Raw genomic sequence first — 17,290 nt, 5'->3', positions numbered from 1 at the left:
TTTTATAAAAAAGACCCGCTTCCAATAGAAACGAGTCTTTGCCTATTAATTAATTTAAAATTTCTGCCGGGATCTCCTTTATGGGCTTTATTCGTACCGATTTAATAAACAGGTCGCCGCCTTCAGATTGCAGCTGAATTTTACCCGATGACAAAGGTTTTATTTTACCGTCTTCGTAAACACCGGTGTTGGTATTTACCATTACTGTTTTTCCGTTAACAACGTGTACGCAGGTTCTGCCTACTGTATAAAGTTCAACTGTATTCCATTCTCCCAGCGGGTTTTCTGCGTCAAGAGCTTTTTTAATGCCAGGCCCTTCAAAATCTTTTCCAAATTGTGTGGATTTGCCACCTTTGCTATAAACAAACGCATCGTCCGATTTTGCCACTTCTGTTTCGCAAACGGTATTGTTCATCAGGTAAGTGTCGCCTAGTTTTTCATGCATTAACTGGCACTCAATGTTGGTCATCCAGGTGCCCAGAGCCTCGCCAAACTCACCAAAGCTATGGTAAAGCAAGCCGCTGTTGCGCTTTGTGTAAACCTGTTCGCCCCATTTAAAAACCAGCTCCAAATGATAGTTGGCAAAAGTGTCAACAGTGGCCAGTGAGCCATTTACTTCTCCCGAGATGTGGATCAGTTTTTCGCCGTTTTCTTCCACTACTTTAAACACTTTGTCAGTTGTTGCCTGGGCATGAAGTTGCTCGAAACTGTCCAATGCGGTTCCGATGTAGGTATCCCATCCTTCCAGATTTTCGCCGTTGTAGAGAGGTTGCCACGGTTTTTCGCAACTTGTGAGCAGAACAATAAAACTACCAAGTAGAAACAGACGAGAAAAAAGACTCATGATTTTTCGGTTTAGATTAAAAATTTTGCAAAAAAAAAACTGCCCATAAATATAGGACAGTTTCTTAAATATTGTATTCTTTTTTTGTTAAACCGCTTCTGCAGCAATTAATTCTTTTGCCCTGTCGAGCATTGATGTGTCATCCAACAATACGATCCCACCGTTTGGTCCCGGTTCCATATGGATTCCTACTGCTTTTCCGTTTGTGTAGTTGGCTCCTCCGAAATAATTCCTGACGGTTTCTTCACTCACGTTGAACTCTTTTGCCATCTGCCTGATTGCACCGTCAGGTAGGCTGTCTTTGACTTTTCGCAGTTCGTTAAATGTTATTTTCTTTTCCATATCGTTGAGATATTATTGATTAATTATTGTGATTATTTAAAAGAACGTTTCACTTACCCGTAAAATTAAAATTAATAATTTAATAATAAAAGATTAAAGCCACAGCTGAGGGGAAACGACTCTTAAAGTATTGAAATTATGTGAAGAATAAAGTCGTCGGTAAAATGTAACTGGCAGATAATTAGAAGGGTGTGTTTTTGGTCGTATGTTGTAAAGCAGGGTTTCTTAACAGTGTTCTTAACAATTTTTAAGTTTCCGGGCTTAAGGCAGGATGCTGTTGTAGATTGCCTGGTGCATTTCTGTTCGGATATTGAGTTGATAGAGCCGGTTGTTTTCGCGGCTTGGATGAACCCGGTTCGACATAAATACAAACAAGACCCCGGTTTGAGGATCGGCCCATGCAAAGGTGCCTGTAAATCCTCCGTGACCAAAACTGCTTTTGCCGGCCGAAACTGCCGGGTAGGCATCCAACAAGTCTTTTTTATGATTGTCGATTAAGGGTTTATCAAACCCCAACCCTCTTCTGTTTCTGTTTTCGGGAAACTGTATGCGGGTAAAATCATTAACTGTTTCTTCCGAAATGTAACGCCGGCCGCCAAAATAACCTTTCTGAAGATACATCTGGAAAAGTTTAGCCAGGTCGTTTGTGGTGCCAAACAGTCCTGCATTCCCCGAAATACCGTTCATCATGGCCGCTCCTTCGTCGTGTACAAAACCACAAACCATTTCTTTCCGGAAAAGATCGTCGTTTTCGGTCGGGACGATCTGCCGCATGGGAAAATGCTGGTAAGCGTTGTAGGTAATCGTGTAGGCCCCGAGTGGTTTGTAGAAGGTGTCTTTTGTATATGTTTCGTAGGGCTGCCCGGTAAGGTGCTCAATAATGGAAGGAAACAGAAAAAAGCTAAGCCCGGAATAGGTGTAACGTTTTCTCGGAAGCAATTTGGAATTCCGGATGGTGTCCATCATTTCGGTCAGGTAGTTCGGGTTCATATATAGTTTTTCGGATACCCGAACGCTGAAATCGTCGGAAGGCTCGTGGCGAAATACATGGGTATCCAGGTTGCCTTCTTTGTCAACGGTGTTCATCCAATACGAAATGTAGGGCCGTAATTGCGCCTGATGCGCCAAAACATCCCTGATTACCAGGTTTTCTTTGTTGGAGCCAATAAAATCAGGCCAGTATTTGCTCAGTTTATCGTCTACATTGAATTTTTTTTCGTCCACCAGTTTCATTAGGGCAGGAAGCGGCCCGGTAACTTTGGTGAGCGACGCCCAGTCGTAAACACTGTTTTTTTCAACCGGCTGCACCTCGTTGTAGGTAAAGTAGCCAAAGCACTTGTGGTAGACAACATTTCCGTCTTTTGCCACGAGTACCTGACATCCCGGGTAAGCTTTCTCATCGATCCCCATTTGGGCAATGGTATCGATCAAGGCCAGTTTTTCCGAGCTCATTCCCGCTTCTTCCGGAATGGTGTAGGAGAAAGTTCTGTTGCCTTTTACGGTCATTCCGTCATTAACCCGAAAACGCGAGTCTACAGTTACCGGCAGTTTTCCGTTGGCATCAAAAGCGCCAAAAACAAGCTGCGCTGCCAGTTCGCGGGTCAGGTCAGTTCCCTGGTAAGCAAGTATCAATCCTTTTGCATGCTGAATATTGGAGAAATGCTTGAGTGCATAGGCGTTTCCAAAAAACACAAATACCGATCTTTTCTCAGCGGTTAAGTCTTCCACTGCCTTTTGCTGAATGCTGCTCACACCGTAATTTCCTGCCGGATAGCGATGGATTCCTTCAATGGCTGCTATTACTAGGCTGTAGTTGGAGAGCTTGCTTCGAAGTTGTGCCCATTCTTTTTCCGTAGCATTTTTCGAAAGCACAAAATGATCGATTTGCGTATAATTGTCGAGCATTGTCTGAAAGGTCGTTTTGGAACTGCTTCCCAGGCTCACTGAGGCAATTTTTTCTTTTTCCAGGTTTTGAACGGGTAGCAGGCGTTGGTTTGCCAAAACTGTCAGCGAGGCTTTGATAAGTTTTCTTTGGGTTACTTCAAAAAAAGGAGAATTTAGCTTTTGTGTGAGATCTTTAAGCTCGGCTGCCTGGTATTCCTGTAATCCGGTCCATCTTTTTAGCGCCAGTATTTTTCGGCATTTTTCTTCGATCGCTGCTTCGGTTATTTCTCCTTTTGCAATGGCATCCTTAACCGCTGAGATTGCGTTTTCAATGTCGGGAACAAATTCCACCATGTCATTTCCGGCGATCAACGCTTCCACTTCTGCCCGGCCGGGTTCCGACCGAACCCCTTTCATCCCGATGGCGTCGGTAACAATAAAACCGCGGTAGCCAATTTCTTCTTTCAGATAGCGGGTGACTATTTTTTTTGAAAGCGAGGATGTTTTTCCGGATGAATCAAGAGCTGGGACTGCCAAGTGGGCTGTCATAATTCCGCTGATTCCTTTTTCAGACAAATATCGGAAGGGATAAGACTCGATTGAATCCAGTCTTCCCTTTGAATGAGGGACAAGCGGAAGTGTAACATGCGAATCGGTTTTTGTATCGCCGTGTCCGGGAAAATGTTTGGCTACCGGAATTACCCCGGCATCCTGCATTCCTTTGGAAACCATCCAGGTTTTTTCCGCCACATTTTGTTTGTCTTCGCCAAACGAGCGGAAATTAATAACCGGGTTGGAAGGAGTGGTGTTAATGTCGGCAACGGGTGCAAAGTTCATCTGGATGCCCAGCAATTTGAGTTGTTCTCCAAACTCAAGACCCATTTGATAGATGAGCGCGGTATCCTGAATGGCACCAAGGCTTTGTGCATACGGATATTGAATGGTACTGTCGGTTCGCATGGCCGGTCCCCACTCGCCGTCAATGGCAATTAAGAGGGGCGTTTCGGAAATGGCCTGAAATTGGTTGATCCACGAGGCGGTTTTTACAGGTGTTCCCTGCATTACCAGCACTCCGCCGGGCTTGAATCTTCGAATTTTGTCCAACACCGCAGCCTTGCTTGCTTCGTTTTGTTTGGGATACGCAGTAATCATCATCAGCTGGGCAATCTTTTCATCGATGGAGAGTTGGCTCATTTGTTCGTTCACCCAGGGATCATTCTTGAAAACGGCAAACGGCGGATCGGCAGCTTTTGCTCCAGAGGTGAGCAATATGCACAATAGTAGCAGCAGAAAATATTTCTTAGGCGTTGGTTTCATTTCTAAAAATTTTCTTTCAAGCTCATTCCATGAAACCCACCCGAACACTTATTGTTTAAAAAATTTAGTATTCATGGCCGTTTCAATTTCCGGAAGAATAAGCGCTCCGAAAATATTATAAATCTATCTTCGCAGCAACAAATGTAAAATATTAATACCGATGTTCAGAATAAATGTAGCCCTGATTTGTTTATTGGTGTTTGTACACTTTCTGGCAGTGGGAGCCTCCGAAATTAAAGTGGGTGCCGATCAGCCGGAACTTTATTTGCCCATTATGGAAGGGAAAAAGGTAGGTCTGGTAGTGAATCATACGTCGCAGGCAGAAGGTGTGCACCTGGTTGATTTCCTGCGTGACAGGAAAGTGGATGTGGCAAAAATATTTGCTCCGGAACATGGTTTTCGTGGCGATGTATCGGCCGGAGGCAAAGTGGATGACGGAGTGGATCCAAAGACCGGGATCCCGGTTTTGTCGTTGTACGGCGAAAACAAAAAGCCAACTACAGCGCATATGAACGGATTGGATTTGATGGTGTTTGATATTCAGGATGTGGGGTGCCGGTTTTATACCTACATTTCTACTTTGCATTTGGTGATGGAAGCTTGTGCCGAGCATCGTGTTCAGCTTGTAGTTTTGGATCGTCCAAATCCGAACGGAGATTATGTGGCAGGCCCGATTCTGAAAGAAGGGTTTGAGTCTTTTGTGGGAATGGATCCGATACCATTGGTACATGGATGTACCGTGGGGGAGCTGGCGCAAATGATCAACGGAGAAGGTTGGCTGGAGAACGGCGTTGAATGTGAGTTGACGGTGATTCCGGTGAAAAATTATGACCACACCATGTCTTATTCCTTGCCGATTGCACCGTCGCCCAATTTACCCAACGATCTTTCAGTACGCTTGTATCCGTCCTTGTGTTTTTTTGAAGCCACCAGCGTTAGTGTGGGGCGCGGTACCGATTTCCCGTTTCAGGTTCTGGGCGGATTAAAACCGCAACTGGGTGATTTTGAATTCACTCCCCGAAGTCTTCCGGGAGTAGCCGTAAGCCCGCTAAACAAGGATAAGAAATGTTACGGTGTTGATTTGCGACCAAGCAAAGATGTTCCCGAGTTTACGTTGAGGTATTTTCTTGATTTCTACAACAAATACGAAAACAAAGGCGAATTTCTTACCAGCGAACGGTGGTTGAATCTTTTAGCCGGAACTGACTCGCTGATTATACAGATACGGAACGGTGTGACGGAAGAAGAGATCATCAAGAGCTGGCAGCCTGGACTGGAGACCTATAAAATAGTGAGGGAAAAGTACCTGTTGTATCCCGATTTTGAGTAAAAAAATCGGTTTTCCTTCTTCAAAATAAAGGAGGGAAAACTGATTTTCATGGAGAGCGGGTTAAATAGCTCAATATTAAATCGTAATAAATGATGAAATAATGCTTACAGATTGTCAATAAGTGTTAAAATTTGTAAATTGATTTTTTATATTTGCATACTATATAGTAGCATTAAGCCGTTATAAGACTAAAGAAAACTAAGTTGGCCAAGTATCTATTCTACATAATTGTGGTGGGAACACTATTATTCTCCTTGTTTTCGTGTGAAGATGAGGGATATATGTCGTCGCCAGATGCGCAGCTTCAGTTTTCTAAGGATACCATTGCTTTCGATACCATTTTTACCACCATCGGTTCTACCACCCAACGTTTTACTGTTCGGAATCCATACAACGAGCCGGTGCTGATCTCCAGTATCCGTTTGGCGGGGGGCTCTATGTCAAATTTCAGGTTGAATATAAACGGTGAGTTAGAGGACGAAGTCTACGATGTGGAAGTGCCCGGGCGTGACAGTATCTTCATATTTGTAGAGGTGACAATAGATCCCAACGGGCAAAATCTGCCGATGGTTGTTCAGGATTCGATACTGTTTTCAACCAATATGAATTTGCAGGATGTGAAGCTGATCGCTTACGGACAGGATTTTGTATTGGTAAAAGCTGAGAACATTGAAACGTCGACTACGTGGACAGCCGATAAACCTTATTTAGTGTACGATTACGTCCATGTTGACAGTTTGTCGACACTTACAATACAACCAGGCGCCCGGATTCATTTTCATAAAGGGGCCGGCCTGTATGTCCGAGGGACGGTTATCGCAGACGGCACTTTTGAGCAGCCAATCCAGTTTTTATCCGACCGGCTGGAAGATTCTTACAAAAACGTACCAGACCAGTGGAACGGTGTTTTGTTGTACTCCGGCAGTCATGACAATGTTTTCAATTTTTCTACCATTAAAAATGCGAACATTGGCTTGCAGGTGGGTACCATTGAGCATGATGGATATGCAGCGGTACGGCTTACCAACTCAAGGATCGAGAATATGGCTTACGCTGGCTTGTTTGCCATGAAGTCAAAAATTTATGCCTACAACGATGTAATTACCAATTGTGGTTTTTACGCAGCTGCTTTGTTGGTTGGGGGAGAATACGAATTCTATCACACTACCATTGCTAATTATTGGGGGAATTTGGGCAACAAAGTACGCACAACGCCGTCGCTTGTTATGTCGAATGTGCTGATTGTGGAAGGTGCTGATGGCAGCTCAATTTCTTATAATGGGGATCTTTCGAAGGCAACTTTCGGAAACAGTATTATTTACGGGAACATCAACAAAGAAGTGGAGTTGGGAGACAACGGTGAAAATGCCTTTGAGTATTATTTTGATCATTGTATTATGCAGGTGCCTGATACCTTAAATACAACCAATAAAGATCATTACAATTCTGTGTGGAAGGGTAGTAATTACGATCCGTTGTTTGTGGATCCATACGGCGGTTTGAATTACCAGCTCGACACATTATCTGCAGCAATCGATGTTGGCAGTTCAGAATATTCCAAGCTGTTCCCCTTAGATCTTTTAAATAAAAGCCGAACAGCGGATGGAGGACCCGACCTGGGAGCTTACGAGCGCTATGCCAAGTCGGATGAAGACTAGTCTTTTTTGCATATTTCTTTTATTTCTTATTTCCAGAACCTCAGCTCAGGATTCGAAGCAGTTTGCTGTTGTTTTTTACAATGCTGAGAATTTGTTTGATTGGAAAAATGATTCGCTCACAAACGACGACGAGTTCACACCCGCCGGCGAACGGCACTGGACTTACAAGCGTTTTCAAAAGAAAATCCAAAACACATCGAAAGCTTTGCTGGCAGCAGGAGAATGGAATACCCCTTCTGTTATTGGTTTGTGTGAAGTTGAAAATCGTTTTGTGTTGGAGCAGCTGTTGGAAAATACGGCTTTACAATCAATCGGTTATCGTATTATTCACAAAGAATCGCCGGATGCGCGAGGAATTGATGTAGCACTTCTTTATAATCCGAATGATTTTTACCCGGTAGAGTACAATTATTTCCCATTAATAGATAGAGATGGGAGTGCGCGAAGCACACGCGAAATATTGCATGTTGCCGGAATTCTGGGAGGTACAGATACGGTTCATTTTTTTATGAATCATTGGCCTTCGCGGTACGGTGGTTTGATGGAAACAAAGGAAAGCAGAAAGTCGGCAGCTGAGTTATTGCGAGAGAAAGCAAATCAAATTTTGGAGCAAAATCAGCAGGCAAAAATGGTAATCATGGGTGATTTTAACGATCAGCCAAATGATGAGAGTTTGGTCTCTCTCGGAGCTCAGACTTTGTTAGACGAAGTGGTAAATGACCGTTTGTATAACTTGTCAGCTGAATGGATGAATAGAAATACCGGGACGCTGAAGTTTCAGTCCCAATGGTTTGTATTTGATCAGATCATCGTCTCTGGCACTTTATTGAACTCCCAAAAAGGAATAAGTACGATCCCCGAAAATGCAACAATCGTAGCGCTCCCTTTTCTATTGGAAACAGACGAACGGTACGGAGGACAAAAAACATTTCGCACCTACAATGGTTTTCAATACAACGGAGGTTTTGGGGATCACTTGCCCATTCGTTTACTCTTGGAGTTGAACTAATTTGCCTTTTTTAGCCCCAATTCTTCCGCCTTTTTTAACATGAAGGCATAAGCTTCTTCAAAGTCGTTGTGAATGTCTCCGTCCAAAATGGCATCTTTTATGGCATCTTTTATCAAACCCACTTCCCGGCAGGGAGTCAGGTTATAGGTTTTCATGATAAGGTCGCCATCCACGGGAGGCTGAAAATTCCGGACAGCGTCTTTTTCTTCAATCTCCTTTAGTTTCTCGCGCACCAACCGGAAGTTCTTCATGTAACGCTTTACCTTATCTGCGTTTTTCGAAGTAATATCGGCTTCGCAAAGGGTCATTAAATCATCAATGTCATCACCCGCTTCAAAAAGCAAGCGCCTTACCGCAGAATCGGTTACAATCTCTTCCGAAAGCACAATTGGACGCATATGAAGTTGTACCATTTTCTGTACGTATTTCATCTTTTCGTTCAAGGGGAGTTTCATCCGCCGAAAGATTTTGGGAATCATTTTTACCCCGATGAAATTATGTGCATAAAATGTCCAGCCCTGGCCTTCCACAAACTTTTTGGTAGCTGGTTTGGCAATGTCGTGCAGCAGGGCAGACCAGCGTAACCAGAGATTATCCGTGTTTGGGACGATGCGGTCCAATACTTCCAGGGTATGGTAAAAGTTGTCTTTGTGCCCAATGCCGTTAACTACATCAACTCCTTTCATGGCTTGTAGTTCTGGGAAGATAATGCGCAACAGCCCGGTTTCTTCCAGTAGTTTGAATCCTTTGGAAGGTTTGTTGGCCATCATTATTTTATTCAGCTCATCAATAATCCGTTCTCCGGAAACGATTTTGATTCGTTCCTTATTTCGGGCAATTGCCTTATATGTCTGGTTTTCTATCTCAAAATTAAGCTGGGTAGCAAAGCGAATCGCCCGCATAATACGAAGCGGATCATCCGAAAAGGTGATGTCCGGATCGAGCGGAGTTTTGATGATCTTGTTTTGCAAATCTTTCAGGCCATTGAACGGATCCAGCAATTCCCCAAAATTGTGTTGGTTCAGGCTAAGTGCCAATGCATTTATGGTAAAGTCGCGCCGGTTTTGGTCGTCTTCCAGCGTCCCGTCTTCCACGATTGGCTTTCGCGAATTTCGTTGATAAGACTCTTTTCGGGCACCGACAAATTCAATCTCCATGTCTTTAAACTTGAGCATCGCAGTGCCAAAGTTTTTAAATACATTGACTTTGGGAGTGGGTTTCAGTTGTTTGGAAACCTGTGTGGCCAGCTCAATACCGCTTCCGATGGTTACGATATCTATGTCTTTGGATGGGCGCTCTAAATAGATGTCGCGTACAAATCCCCCGATAACATAGGTTTCAGCCTGCATTTGGTCGGCAACTTCCGATATCGTTTGAAATATTTTGTGTTTCAATTCCTTCATTAATATCAATTTTCAAAGAAGCATGTTTATCAAACATAGTTCTTAATGGGTGTCGGCGCATCGGCGCCTGAATAATTCGGCTTAATCAACTGCCAAAAAGGATGAAATGTTCAGCAATCCTGCCATTTCTGAAAAAATCGTGACAAAATTACAAGAAAATAGTTGAAATTAAACGGTATATTGTGATTTGAGATGGTGGTATTATATTTGCATGGAAACATATAGATATCTAGATTAATAAATTTTAAAAACAATTATATCATGTTGGAACATTTAACAAAAGAAACTTTCAAAGAAAAAGTCTTTAATTTCGAAGCAAATAAAGAGTGGAAATACGAGGGGTCAAAGCCTTGTTTGATTGATTTTTATGCCGATTGGTGTGGCCCATGCAAGATGGTTGCCCCGGTGTTGGAAGAATTGCAAAGCGAGTATGGCGACAGCATTGTTATTTACAAGGTAAATACCGAAGAGCAGCAGGAACTGGCCGGAATGTTTGGAATTCAAAGTATCCCGTCGTTGTTGTTTGTGCCTCAGGATGGCCAACCACAAATGGCAATGGGAGCTTTACCAAAACAGACTTTCGAAAGGGCGATTGCCGATGTGCTGAAAGTGGAAAAACCACTTGCTAATTAAGATATTCAAGCACTTTCTCAAGCTTAATACCGCGGGAACCTTTTATTAAAACGTTCCCGTTTTTTATGGGCTCTTTTTCCAAAAGCAGGCAAAGATCTTCTACTTTTTCGAAACACCGGAAATCAAAATTTTCGTTGGCCCTTGTAAATTCTTTCCCAACCAAAAATACATTCTGAAAAGCTTTCTCACGGATGGTTTTTAAAATGGAAAGGTGTTCTTCGAAGGAGTATTCGCCTAATTCAAGCATATCTCCCAAAATGAGATAGGCTGAATCGGGGGTATTGGCGGCAAAGCTGTCGAGCGATGCCTTCATACTCGTTGGGTTGGCATTGTAGGCATCCATAATTATACGCAGGTCATTCTTTACAATCAGTTGCGAACGGTTGTTGCGTGGCTCGTAGTTTTTTATGGCGCTTTGTATTTTGAGCGGATCCACTTCAAAATAGTTCCCGATGCATGCAGCTGCCAGCACATTTTCAAAATTGAAATTACCGATCAGTTTGGTGTTGAGGTACAAAACTCCTTTGGCGAAGTTTACTTTCAAATGTACAAAGGGGGGCGAATCCAGTAATTCGCCTTTAAACCCGGCATCAGTAGTTCCGTACGAAACTCTGTTTGGAATGTTTTTTCCGAGTTCTTCGAGGTAGTTGTTGTTGCGGTTGTAAAAAATAACGCCGCTTTTTTTCGCCATGTAATCGTACAGTTCGCCTTTTGTTTTGATTACCCCTTCAAACGAGCCAAATCCTTCCAAATGGGCTTTCCCCACGTTGGTGATGATCCCAAAATCGGGATCGGCAATTTGACACAACTCCGCAATTTCGCCGGGGTGGTTAGCGCCCATTTCCACAACGCCAAATTCGGTGTTGTTGTCCATTTTTAATAAGGTAAGCGGAACGCCGATGTGGTTGTTGAGGTTGCCCTGGGTAAAGGAAACCTTGTATTTTTCGGCAAGTACGGCAGCAATCAGCTCTTTGGTGGTTGTTTTGCCATTGGTGCCGGTAATGCCAAGGATCGGAATTCCCAATTTTTTTCGGTGAAACAAGGCCAATTGCTGGAGCGTAGTGAGAACATCATTTACCAGGATTGTTCGTTCAGTGGAAGCAAATTCTTCCTCGTCAATAACTGCATAAGCAGCGCCGCTTTTTATAGCATCACTGGCGTAACGGTTTCCGTTAAAGTTCTCTCCCTTGAGGGCAAAGAAAATGCATCCTTGTTCGATTTTGCGGCTGTCAGTTGAAACGGTTTGACGCGCTGCCAGAAAATGCTGGTATATTTTTTCTAGTGTGGTCATGCTCAAAAATACATAAAGCGACATAAAAAAAGCTCCACATTACATGAAGCTTTTCTCTTTATCTAATAAATTTCTTTTTCTATTAGAATCCTTCCGGACTTCCAACCCTTGTCATTGCACAGCGGAATCCGAGGTCATTCTTTGCGTGTTTCTGATCCAGGTAACGACGTGTTCCTGGCACCAGCCAGTAAGGACGGTCTCTCCAGGATCCACCTTTGTAAACCCGAACCTCGTCGGTAATAAGTGACGTAAAATAGCCCGGACGATTATCCTGAATATACATTCCTTCGCTTCCTTTTTTCTCCGCTGCATTCCAGTTGTCACCTTCAACTACCTGCGAATTTAAATCGCCGTCGTTAAAGTTTCTGTAATCCATGCCCGGAATGGTGTCTTTAATTAACTCCCCGTATTGATTGCGCATCAATTGACCGCTGGCATCTCTTCTGTATTCAGTGATTACGTTTCCGCGGAAAGGATTGAATTCTTCCACATCTTCCATCGACTGAGAACGATATACATCGGCTACCCACTCGTTTACGTTACCTGACATACAGTACAAGCCATAATCATTCGGTTCGTAAGAGAAAACAGGAGACGAAATATCTGCATTATCGTTCAAGGCACCTGCCATACCCATCATGTCGCCTCGTCCGCGAACAAAGTTGGCACGCATCCTCCCTTTGTCTTTTTTGTGATCGTCGCGCAGATAAGCTCCGTTCCAGGGATACAATTTCCGGTCGGTAAGCAATTCCCCGTCGGTGTTGCCAATCAAACCATAGGCAGCATATTCCCATTCTGCTTCGGTGGGCAGTCTGTAATTTGGAAGCACAATACCGTCTTCCCATTTTACCCGACGTGCTGTTCCGTCACCATTTTCAACCGGTTTTTTACCTGCGGTTCCGTCATAAAGCCCCGAAAGGTAGGTTTTAGTCGTATAAGTGTTTTGTCCGCTTTGGGCAGCATCGTGTGTTAAAATACCTTTTTCTACCAGAATTTGCTCATTCACCCTGTCGGTACGCCACTCGCAATAAGCTTCAGCCTGTTCCCAGGTAACTCCAACAACCGGATATTCGCTGTAGGCGGGGTGCCGGTAGTAGTTATTTACATAGGGTTCGTTATAGGCCAATTCGCTTCTCCAAACGGTAGAGTCAGGAGTAATTGACTTTAATCTTTGAGTATCTCCCGGATACACTCTCGAAGTCCAGTGGGTAAATTCACGGTATGATTGATTGGAAACTTCCGTTTCATCCATGTAAAACGATGCAACCGTAACCCTTCTCGGGAAGTTGTCATTCCGGTACATTACATCTTGTTCAACACGTCCCATGGAGAAAGTTCCGCCTTGTACAAAAACAAGGCCAGGGCCTGCATCCTGTTCGTATCCAGATACATTGGGGATGTTGCCAGTTTCAGGATCATTGTATTTCCAGCCGGTAGTACGTGACGATTCACCGCCTCCTTTCCCGAACAAACCACAGCCCGAAACAAGTGCGGCAAACATCAAAATGAATAATGGTTTCAGTTTCATTAAACGCATTTTTGTACTTAAAAAATTCAACTTGACAACAAATATAACTGATTTATTCAATTCTTATTGTCCAGCCATTTTAATATTTTCAGGAACTTTTCAAGGATGTTGATATCTTTGCTGACCTTGCGTGGCGGTTATTTGTTCTTACTACAGAGCAAAATAACTGCAATATTTAACGACGGTTATCGTTTGAGATTTATAATTGAATCGTATTTATGAAAAAATATTTACTCCTGTTATGCATCGTTTGGCTCGGTTTCTCTATCGACGATACGCAGAATGAACAAATAACCCTGGACTGGAGCAATCCGTTTGGCATTCTCAATAGTGGCGCAGGATTCACCGAAATTTTCGAGAACACGACATTCCCGGAGACGACCAGCGAGCTACCTGTTTACACCCGGATTTATGACCTTCCGGAAACCAATACTTCCTATAAAATAGTTTTGGATAATCCGGTGTACGAAGCGATGGATTGGGAGCTTTCAGAACAGGCACTGGAGACAATTCCCGGTGACATTCAAATTAACAGCCAACTGTTGAAATCGGGCAGTTCCGTTAAAAACGAGGTTCAGATTGTTCCCTTAAAAAAGGAGAGTGGGAAAATATGGCGTTTAAAGTCGTTTGAATTAAAACGTTTTGCAGTGCCAGCACTTAAAAGCACTGTTCAGGAATATGAATGGAGTTCCAGTTCTGTTCTTGGTTCGGGGAAATGGTTAAAAATAGCCACAACGGTGAAGGGAATCTACAGAATACCCTATTCAAAACTTAAATCGTGGGGCTTTGAGCAGCCTGAGGCTGTGGAAGTATTTGGAAGCGGAGCTTTGCCGCTTTCGGAAGACCCGGGACAAATAGAGTACGATGATTTGGAGCAATGTGCAGTGTGGCGCGGTGCAAACGGTGGCGAAGACTGTCTCTTTTTTTATGCACCGGGTCTAACCCAATGGACCCTGAACAGCGAGGGGTATTTTACGCATTACACCAATGACTACTCGCGGAAAGGTTATTTCTTTCTGACAGATAATGCGCCGGAGCAAAAGCAGGTAGAAGTTCTTCCCGAAGAGGAAGAGCCAGTTACCCACACAACTACTGCGTTTAGTGCTTATGGTTTACAGGAAAGTGACACGTACAATCTATTGCCACGGGGGTCGGGTAAACGGTGGTTCGGACAAAAATTTGGCTCCGGAAATACCCGGAATTTTACGTTCAACGTTTCGGATGTGGATGAAAACGCAGAGGCAAGTTTGTTGGTGACCGCTGCCGCCAGAAGTTACCGTACTTCGTCTATGATAACCTCGGTTAACAGCACGGATCTGGGAGCTGTAGGCTTTAGTTTGGTTAACACCGATGATGACAATGGTTTGTATGCCGATCTTCGAGATCGTCGGTTTCCGTTTTCGCCAGCAGGAAATGAATGGATAGTATCTTTAAATTATAGCGCCTCCAACGTAAGTGCTTCCGCCTGGATTGATCACCTGGAACTAAACTACCGACAAAAGCTAAAAGCAGGCGCAAGTCCGTTGTTTTTCAGAGATGCCTTGTCGGTTGGCTTGGGAAACATTGTTCAGTTTACCATTGAAGGAGCCGGGGCTTCCACCCGTTTGCTGGATGTTACCGATATTAATAATGTAAAAGAAGTGCCGGCCGAATTAAGCGGCAGTACTTTAACGGCCAAACGTCCGGCCGACGAATTGCGTGAGTACGTGGTGTTTAATACAAACGGTACTTTTAATGAACCGGAGTTGGTGGGGGAAGTTGAAAATCAAAATCTGCATGCGCTGAGTACCCCGGAATACGTGATTATTACACATCCGGCATTTAAAGACGCAGCCAACGAACTAGCCAATTTCCATCGCGCCTACAGTGGAATGAGCGTGGAGGTAGTGGAGGCTGATAAAATATACAACGAGTTTAGCTCCGGAAGTAAGGATGCCACCGGAATACGGAACTTTATTAAAATGATGTATGACCGGGGAAATACTTTAAAATATGTATTGCTAGTAGGTGATGGCAGCTACGATAACAAAGGCATCCATTCAGAAAGCAATAACTTCATCCCTACTTTTCAATCGGTTAATTCGTTGTTGCCGACTGCCTCGTTTGTTACCGATGATTATTTTGTTTTGCTCGATGCCGGCGAAACGGTTTTCAAAGGCGCTATCGATCTGGGAATAGGCCGGCTGCCTGTTGCCACAGCTTACGAGGCACAGTCGGTGGTGGATAAGATCAAACGTTACCACGAACCTGAAGCATTGGGAAGCTGGCGAAGTGTGATCACATTTATAGGCGATGATGAAGATTCAGGGCTCCACATGCGGCAGTCGGAGGAACTGGCTGATTCGGTAAATAAAAACAACAAAGCGCTTCTCAGCGACAAAGTATACCTGGATGCGTATGTTCAGCAGGTAACACCGGCCGGAGAAAGCTATCCCGAAGTAAATGCAGCGATTGGCGAACGGGTAAAGGATGGTGTGCTGATCTTGAACTACATTGGACATGCCAGTGAACGTTACCTGGCGAAAGAACGTGTTTTGGACATCAGTGAAATCAACGCATGGTCGAATACAGCGCGTATGCCGATTTTTGTGACGGCAACCTGCGAATTCAGCCGCTTTGACGGAGATGAAACATCGGCCGGAGAATACATTTTGCTGAATCCAAACGGCGGAGGAATCGGACTTTTCTCTACAACCCGCGTAGTTTTTGCCAATGCCAACTTTAAGCTTAGCAAAAGTTTCTACAGTTACATTTTTAAAAACGATGCAAATGGCGAACACTACCGCATGGGGGATGTGATGCGTTTGGCAAAAACAAACATCGGAGATTCAACTAACAAACGAAACTTTTCCTTGCTGGCCGACCCGGCGCTGAGGCTTTCGTTTCCAAAATACAGGATTGTTACCAGTAAAATAAACCAGCAGGATGCCAATGGCGAAAAAGAAACGATAGGTGCCCTGCAAAAGGTGACCATAGAAGGTTATGTAGCCGATGCTTTCGGAAATAAGTTGGATGACTTCAACGGTAATATGATCCCAACGGTTTTCGACAAGCAAGTGGTAATGGAAACACTTGGCAACGGCGGGGAAACTCCGATGAAATTTAAAGTGCGTGAGAACATTATTTACAAAGGTGAGTCGAGTGTGAAAAACGGGGCATTCACGTTTAGTTTTGTGGTTCCCAAAGATATTTCATACAGTTTGGGAGAAGGAAAAATAATGTACTATGCCGATAATGGCTTGGAAGATGCGCACGGAGCTTTTGATAATTTTAATATTGGCGGCGCAGGCTCTGATATCACTGACAACCAGGGACCGGAAATCGATCTGTTCCTGGATTCTCCCGATTTTGAGTCGGGCGATAAAACCAGTAAAAACCCAACCCTGATGGCGAATTTGTCAGATGATAACGGTATTAACACGGTGGGAACCGGTATCGGACATGATATTACTGCAGTGATTGACGGAGATTACTCCAAAGTATATGTATTGAATGCCTATTACAAGGCCAACACCGACGATCACACCAGCGGAACCTTAGCTTTTCCCCTGTCGGGTTTGTCGGTAGGAAAGCACACGCTGCGTTTAAAAGTGTGGGATGTGGCCAATAATTCTTCCGAAAAGGAAATAGAGTTTGAAGTTACCAACGAACTGGAGATCACTGAAATCACTAATTATCCGAATCCGCTTTCGGATTATACCTATTTTGTGCTGAAGCACAACCAGCCCGGTGCCACTTTGGATGTTATTTTTGATGTGTACGATAAAAACGGGCGATCGGTAGATCGTTTTCAAACCACTGTGGGATCAAACGGTAACACTACCAACCCTGTTCGCTGGGACATTGCCGAGTCGCGGATTGCGGCAACACCGGGTGTTTATGTGTACCGTGCCATCGTGCAAAACGCTGATGGAATAATTTCTTCAAAATCAGGTAAAATGATTATTGCTCAATAATTTTTTCAGGCAGGTAAAATTTTTGGGGAAATGTTCCGTTCACTTATGTATGAAATATGGTTGCAAAGACAAATGTTTTATCTTTGCACGCTCAA

The 17,290-nt window shown here is 43.8% G+C and carries 11 protein-coding genes; 5 read left to right on the top strand and 6 right to left on the bottom strand.

Features of this window, described 5'->3' with window-relative positions; genetic code table 11:
- Positions 1 to 49: 49 nt before the first annotated feature.
- From INQ51_RS03675 to INQ51_RS03665, 3 genes are all read right to left on the bottom strand, one after another.
- Positions 50 to 844, bottom strand: coding sequence for a DUF1080 domain-containing protein (locus INQ51_RS03675; protein ID WP_233376533.1), 795 nt, complete (start codon positions 842 to 844; stop codon positions 50 to 52).
- Between the two features lie 87 nt (positions 845 to 931).
- Positions 932 to 1,186, bottom strand: coding sequence for a DNA-binding protein (locus INQ51_RS03670; protein WP_119437058.1), 255 nt, complete (start codon positions 1,184 to 1,186; stop codon positions 932 to 934).
- Between the two features lie 261 nt (positions 1,187 to 1,447).
- Entirely contained in the window at positions 1,448 to 4,387 is a 2,940-nt protein-coding gene (locus INQ51_RS03665; RefSeq protein ID WP_233376532.1) for a glycoside hydrolase family 3 N-terminal domain-containing protein, read from the bottom strand.
- 160 nt (positions 4,388 to 4,547) lie between these two features.
- On the opposite strand from INQ51_RS03665, the gene INQ51_RS03660 reads away from it, so the two are divergent.
- From INQ51_RS03660 to INQ51_RS03650, 3 genes are all read left to right on the top strand, one after another.
- On the top strand, positions 4,548 to 5,717 hold the full coding sequence (locus INQ51_RS03660; RefSeq protein ID WP_233376531.1) for an exo-beta-N-acetylmuramidase NamZ domain-containing protein: 1,170 nt from the start codon (positions 4,548 to 4,550) through the stop codon (positions 5,715 to 5,717).
- Positions 5,718 to 5,920: 203 nt separating this feature from the next.
- Positions 5,921 to 7,375, top strand: a complete 1,455-nt coding sequence (locus tag INQ51_RS03655; RefSeq protein WP_233376530.1) for a hypothetical protein — start codon at positions 5,921 to 5,923, stop codon at positions 7,373 to 7,375.
- On the top strand, positions 7,320 to 8,384 hold the full coding sequence (locus tag INQ51_RS03650) for an endonuclease (protein WP_317207953.1): 1,065 nt from the start codon (positions 7,320 to 7,322) through the stop codon (positions 8,382 to 8,384). Before INQ51_RS03655 ends, INQ51_RS03650 begins: the two co-directional genes overlap by 56 nt.
- On the opposite strand, the gene INQ51_RS03645 is transcribed toward INQ51_RS03650, so the two are convergent.
- Positions 8,381 to 9,787: a CCA tRNA nucleotidyltransferase gene (locus INQ51_RS03645; RefSeq protein WP_233376528.1), complete on the bottom strand. Its 1,407-nt coding sequence runs from the start codon at positions 9,785 to 9,787 to the stop codon at positions 8,381 to 8,383. The two genes, INQ51_RS03650 and INQ51_RS03645, sit on opposite strands and share 4 nt — an antisense overlap.
- A gap of 261 nt (positions 9,788 to 10,048) precedes the next feature.
- Between INQ51_RS03645 and trxA the strand changes: the two genes are divergently transcribed.
- A complete protein-coding gene (gene trxA, locus INQ51_RS03640; protein ID WP_119437052.1) occupies positions 10,049 to 10,420 on the top strand; it encodes a thioredoxin in 372 nt (123 codons plus the stop codon).
- Here the strand turns inward: trxA and INQ51_RS03635 are convergent.
- Both INQ51_RS03635 and INQ51_RS03630 read right to left on the bottom strand, forming a co-directional pair.
- Positions 10,413 to 11,711: a UDP-N-acetylmuramoyl-tripeptide--D-alanyl-D-alanine ligase gene (locus INQ51_RS03635; protein WP_233376527.1), complete on the bottom strand. Its 1,299-nt coding sequence runs from the start codon at positions 11,709 to 11,711 to the stop codon at positions 10,413 to 10,415. The genes trxA and INQ51_RS03635 overlap by 8 nt on opposite strands.
- Positions 11,712 to 11,793: 82 nt before the next feature.
- On the bottom strand, positions 11,794 to 13,239 hold the full coding sequence (locus tag INQ51_RS03630) for an SUMF1/EgtB/PvdO family nonheme iron enzyme (protein ID WP_233376526.1): 1,446 nt from the start codon (positions 13,237 to 13,239) through the stop codon (positions 11,794 to 11,796).
- 218 nt (positions 13,240 to 13,457) lie between these two features.
- On the opposite strand from INQ51_RS03630, the gene porU reads away from it, so the two are divergent.
- Positions 13,458 to 17,195: a type IX secretion system sortase PorU gene (gene porU, locus INQ51_RS03625; RefSeq protein ID WP_233376525.1), complete on the top strand. Its 3,738-nt coding sequence runs from the start codon at positions 13,458 to 13,460 to the stop codon at positions 17,193 to 17,195.
- Positions 17,196 to 17,290 lie beyond the last annotated feature (95 nt).

The sequence above is a fragment of the Maribellus sp. CM-23 genome, from assembly GCF_021354595.1.
Classification (GTDB): Bacteria; Bacteroidota; Bacteroidia; order Bacteroidales; family Prolixibacteraceae; genus Draconibacterium.
The sequence above is the reverse complement of the archived record's forward strand: the minus strand, read 5'-3'. Positions and strand labels throughout refer to the sequence as shown.

Bases quoted from the DNA above. Each gene is read 5' to 3' on its own strand.
- INQ51_RS03675 (WP_233376533.1), bottom strand. From the start codon at position 844: ATGAGTCTTTTTTCTCGTCTGTTTCTACTTGGTAGTTTTATTGTTCTG.
- INQ51_RS03670 (WP_119437058.1), bottom strand. From the start codon at position 1,186: ATGGAAAAGAAAATAACATTTAACGAACTGCGAAAAGTCAAAGACAGC.
- INQ51_RS03665 (WP_233376532.1), bottom strand. From the start codon at position 4,387: ATGAAACCAACGCCTAAGAAATATTTTCTGCTGCTACTATTGTGCATA.
- INQ51_RS03660 (WP_233376531.1), top strand. From the start codon at position 4,548: ATGTTCAGAATAAATGTAGCCCTGATTTGTTTATTGGTGTTTGTACAC.
- INQ51_RS03650 (WP_317207953.1), top strand. From the start codon at position 7,320: ATGGAGGACCCGACCTGGGAGCTTACGAGCGCTATGCCAAGTCGGATG.
- INQ51_RS03645 (WP_233376528.1), bottom strand. From the start codon at position 9,787: ATGAAGGAATTGAAACACAAAATATTTCAAACGATATCGGAAGTTGCC.
- trxA (WP_119437052.1), top strand. From the start codon at position 10,049: ATGTTGGAACATTTAACAAAAGAAACTTTCAAAGAAAAAGTCTTTAAT.
- INQ51_RS03635 (WP_233376527.1), bottom strand. From the start codon at position 11,711: ATGACCACACTAGAAAAAATATACCAGCATTTTCTGGCAGCGCGTCAA.
- INQ51_RS03630 (WP_233376526.1), bottom strand. From the start codon at position 13,239: ATGAAACTGAAACCATTATTCATTTTGATGTTTGCCGCACTTGTTTCG.
- porU (WP_233376525.1), top strand. From the start codon at position 13,458: ATGAAAAAATATTTACTCCTGTTATGCATCGTTTGGCTCGGTTTCTCT.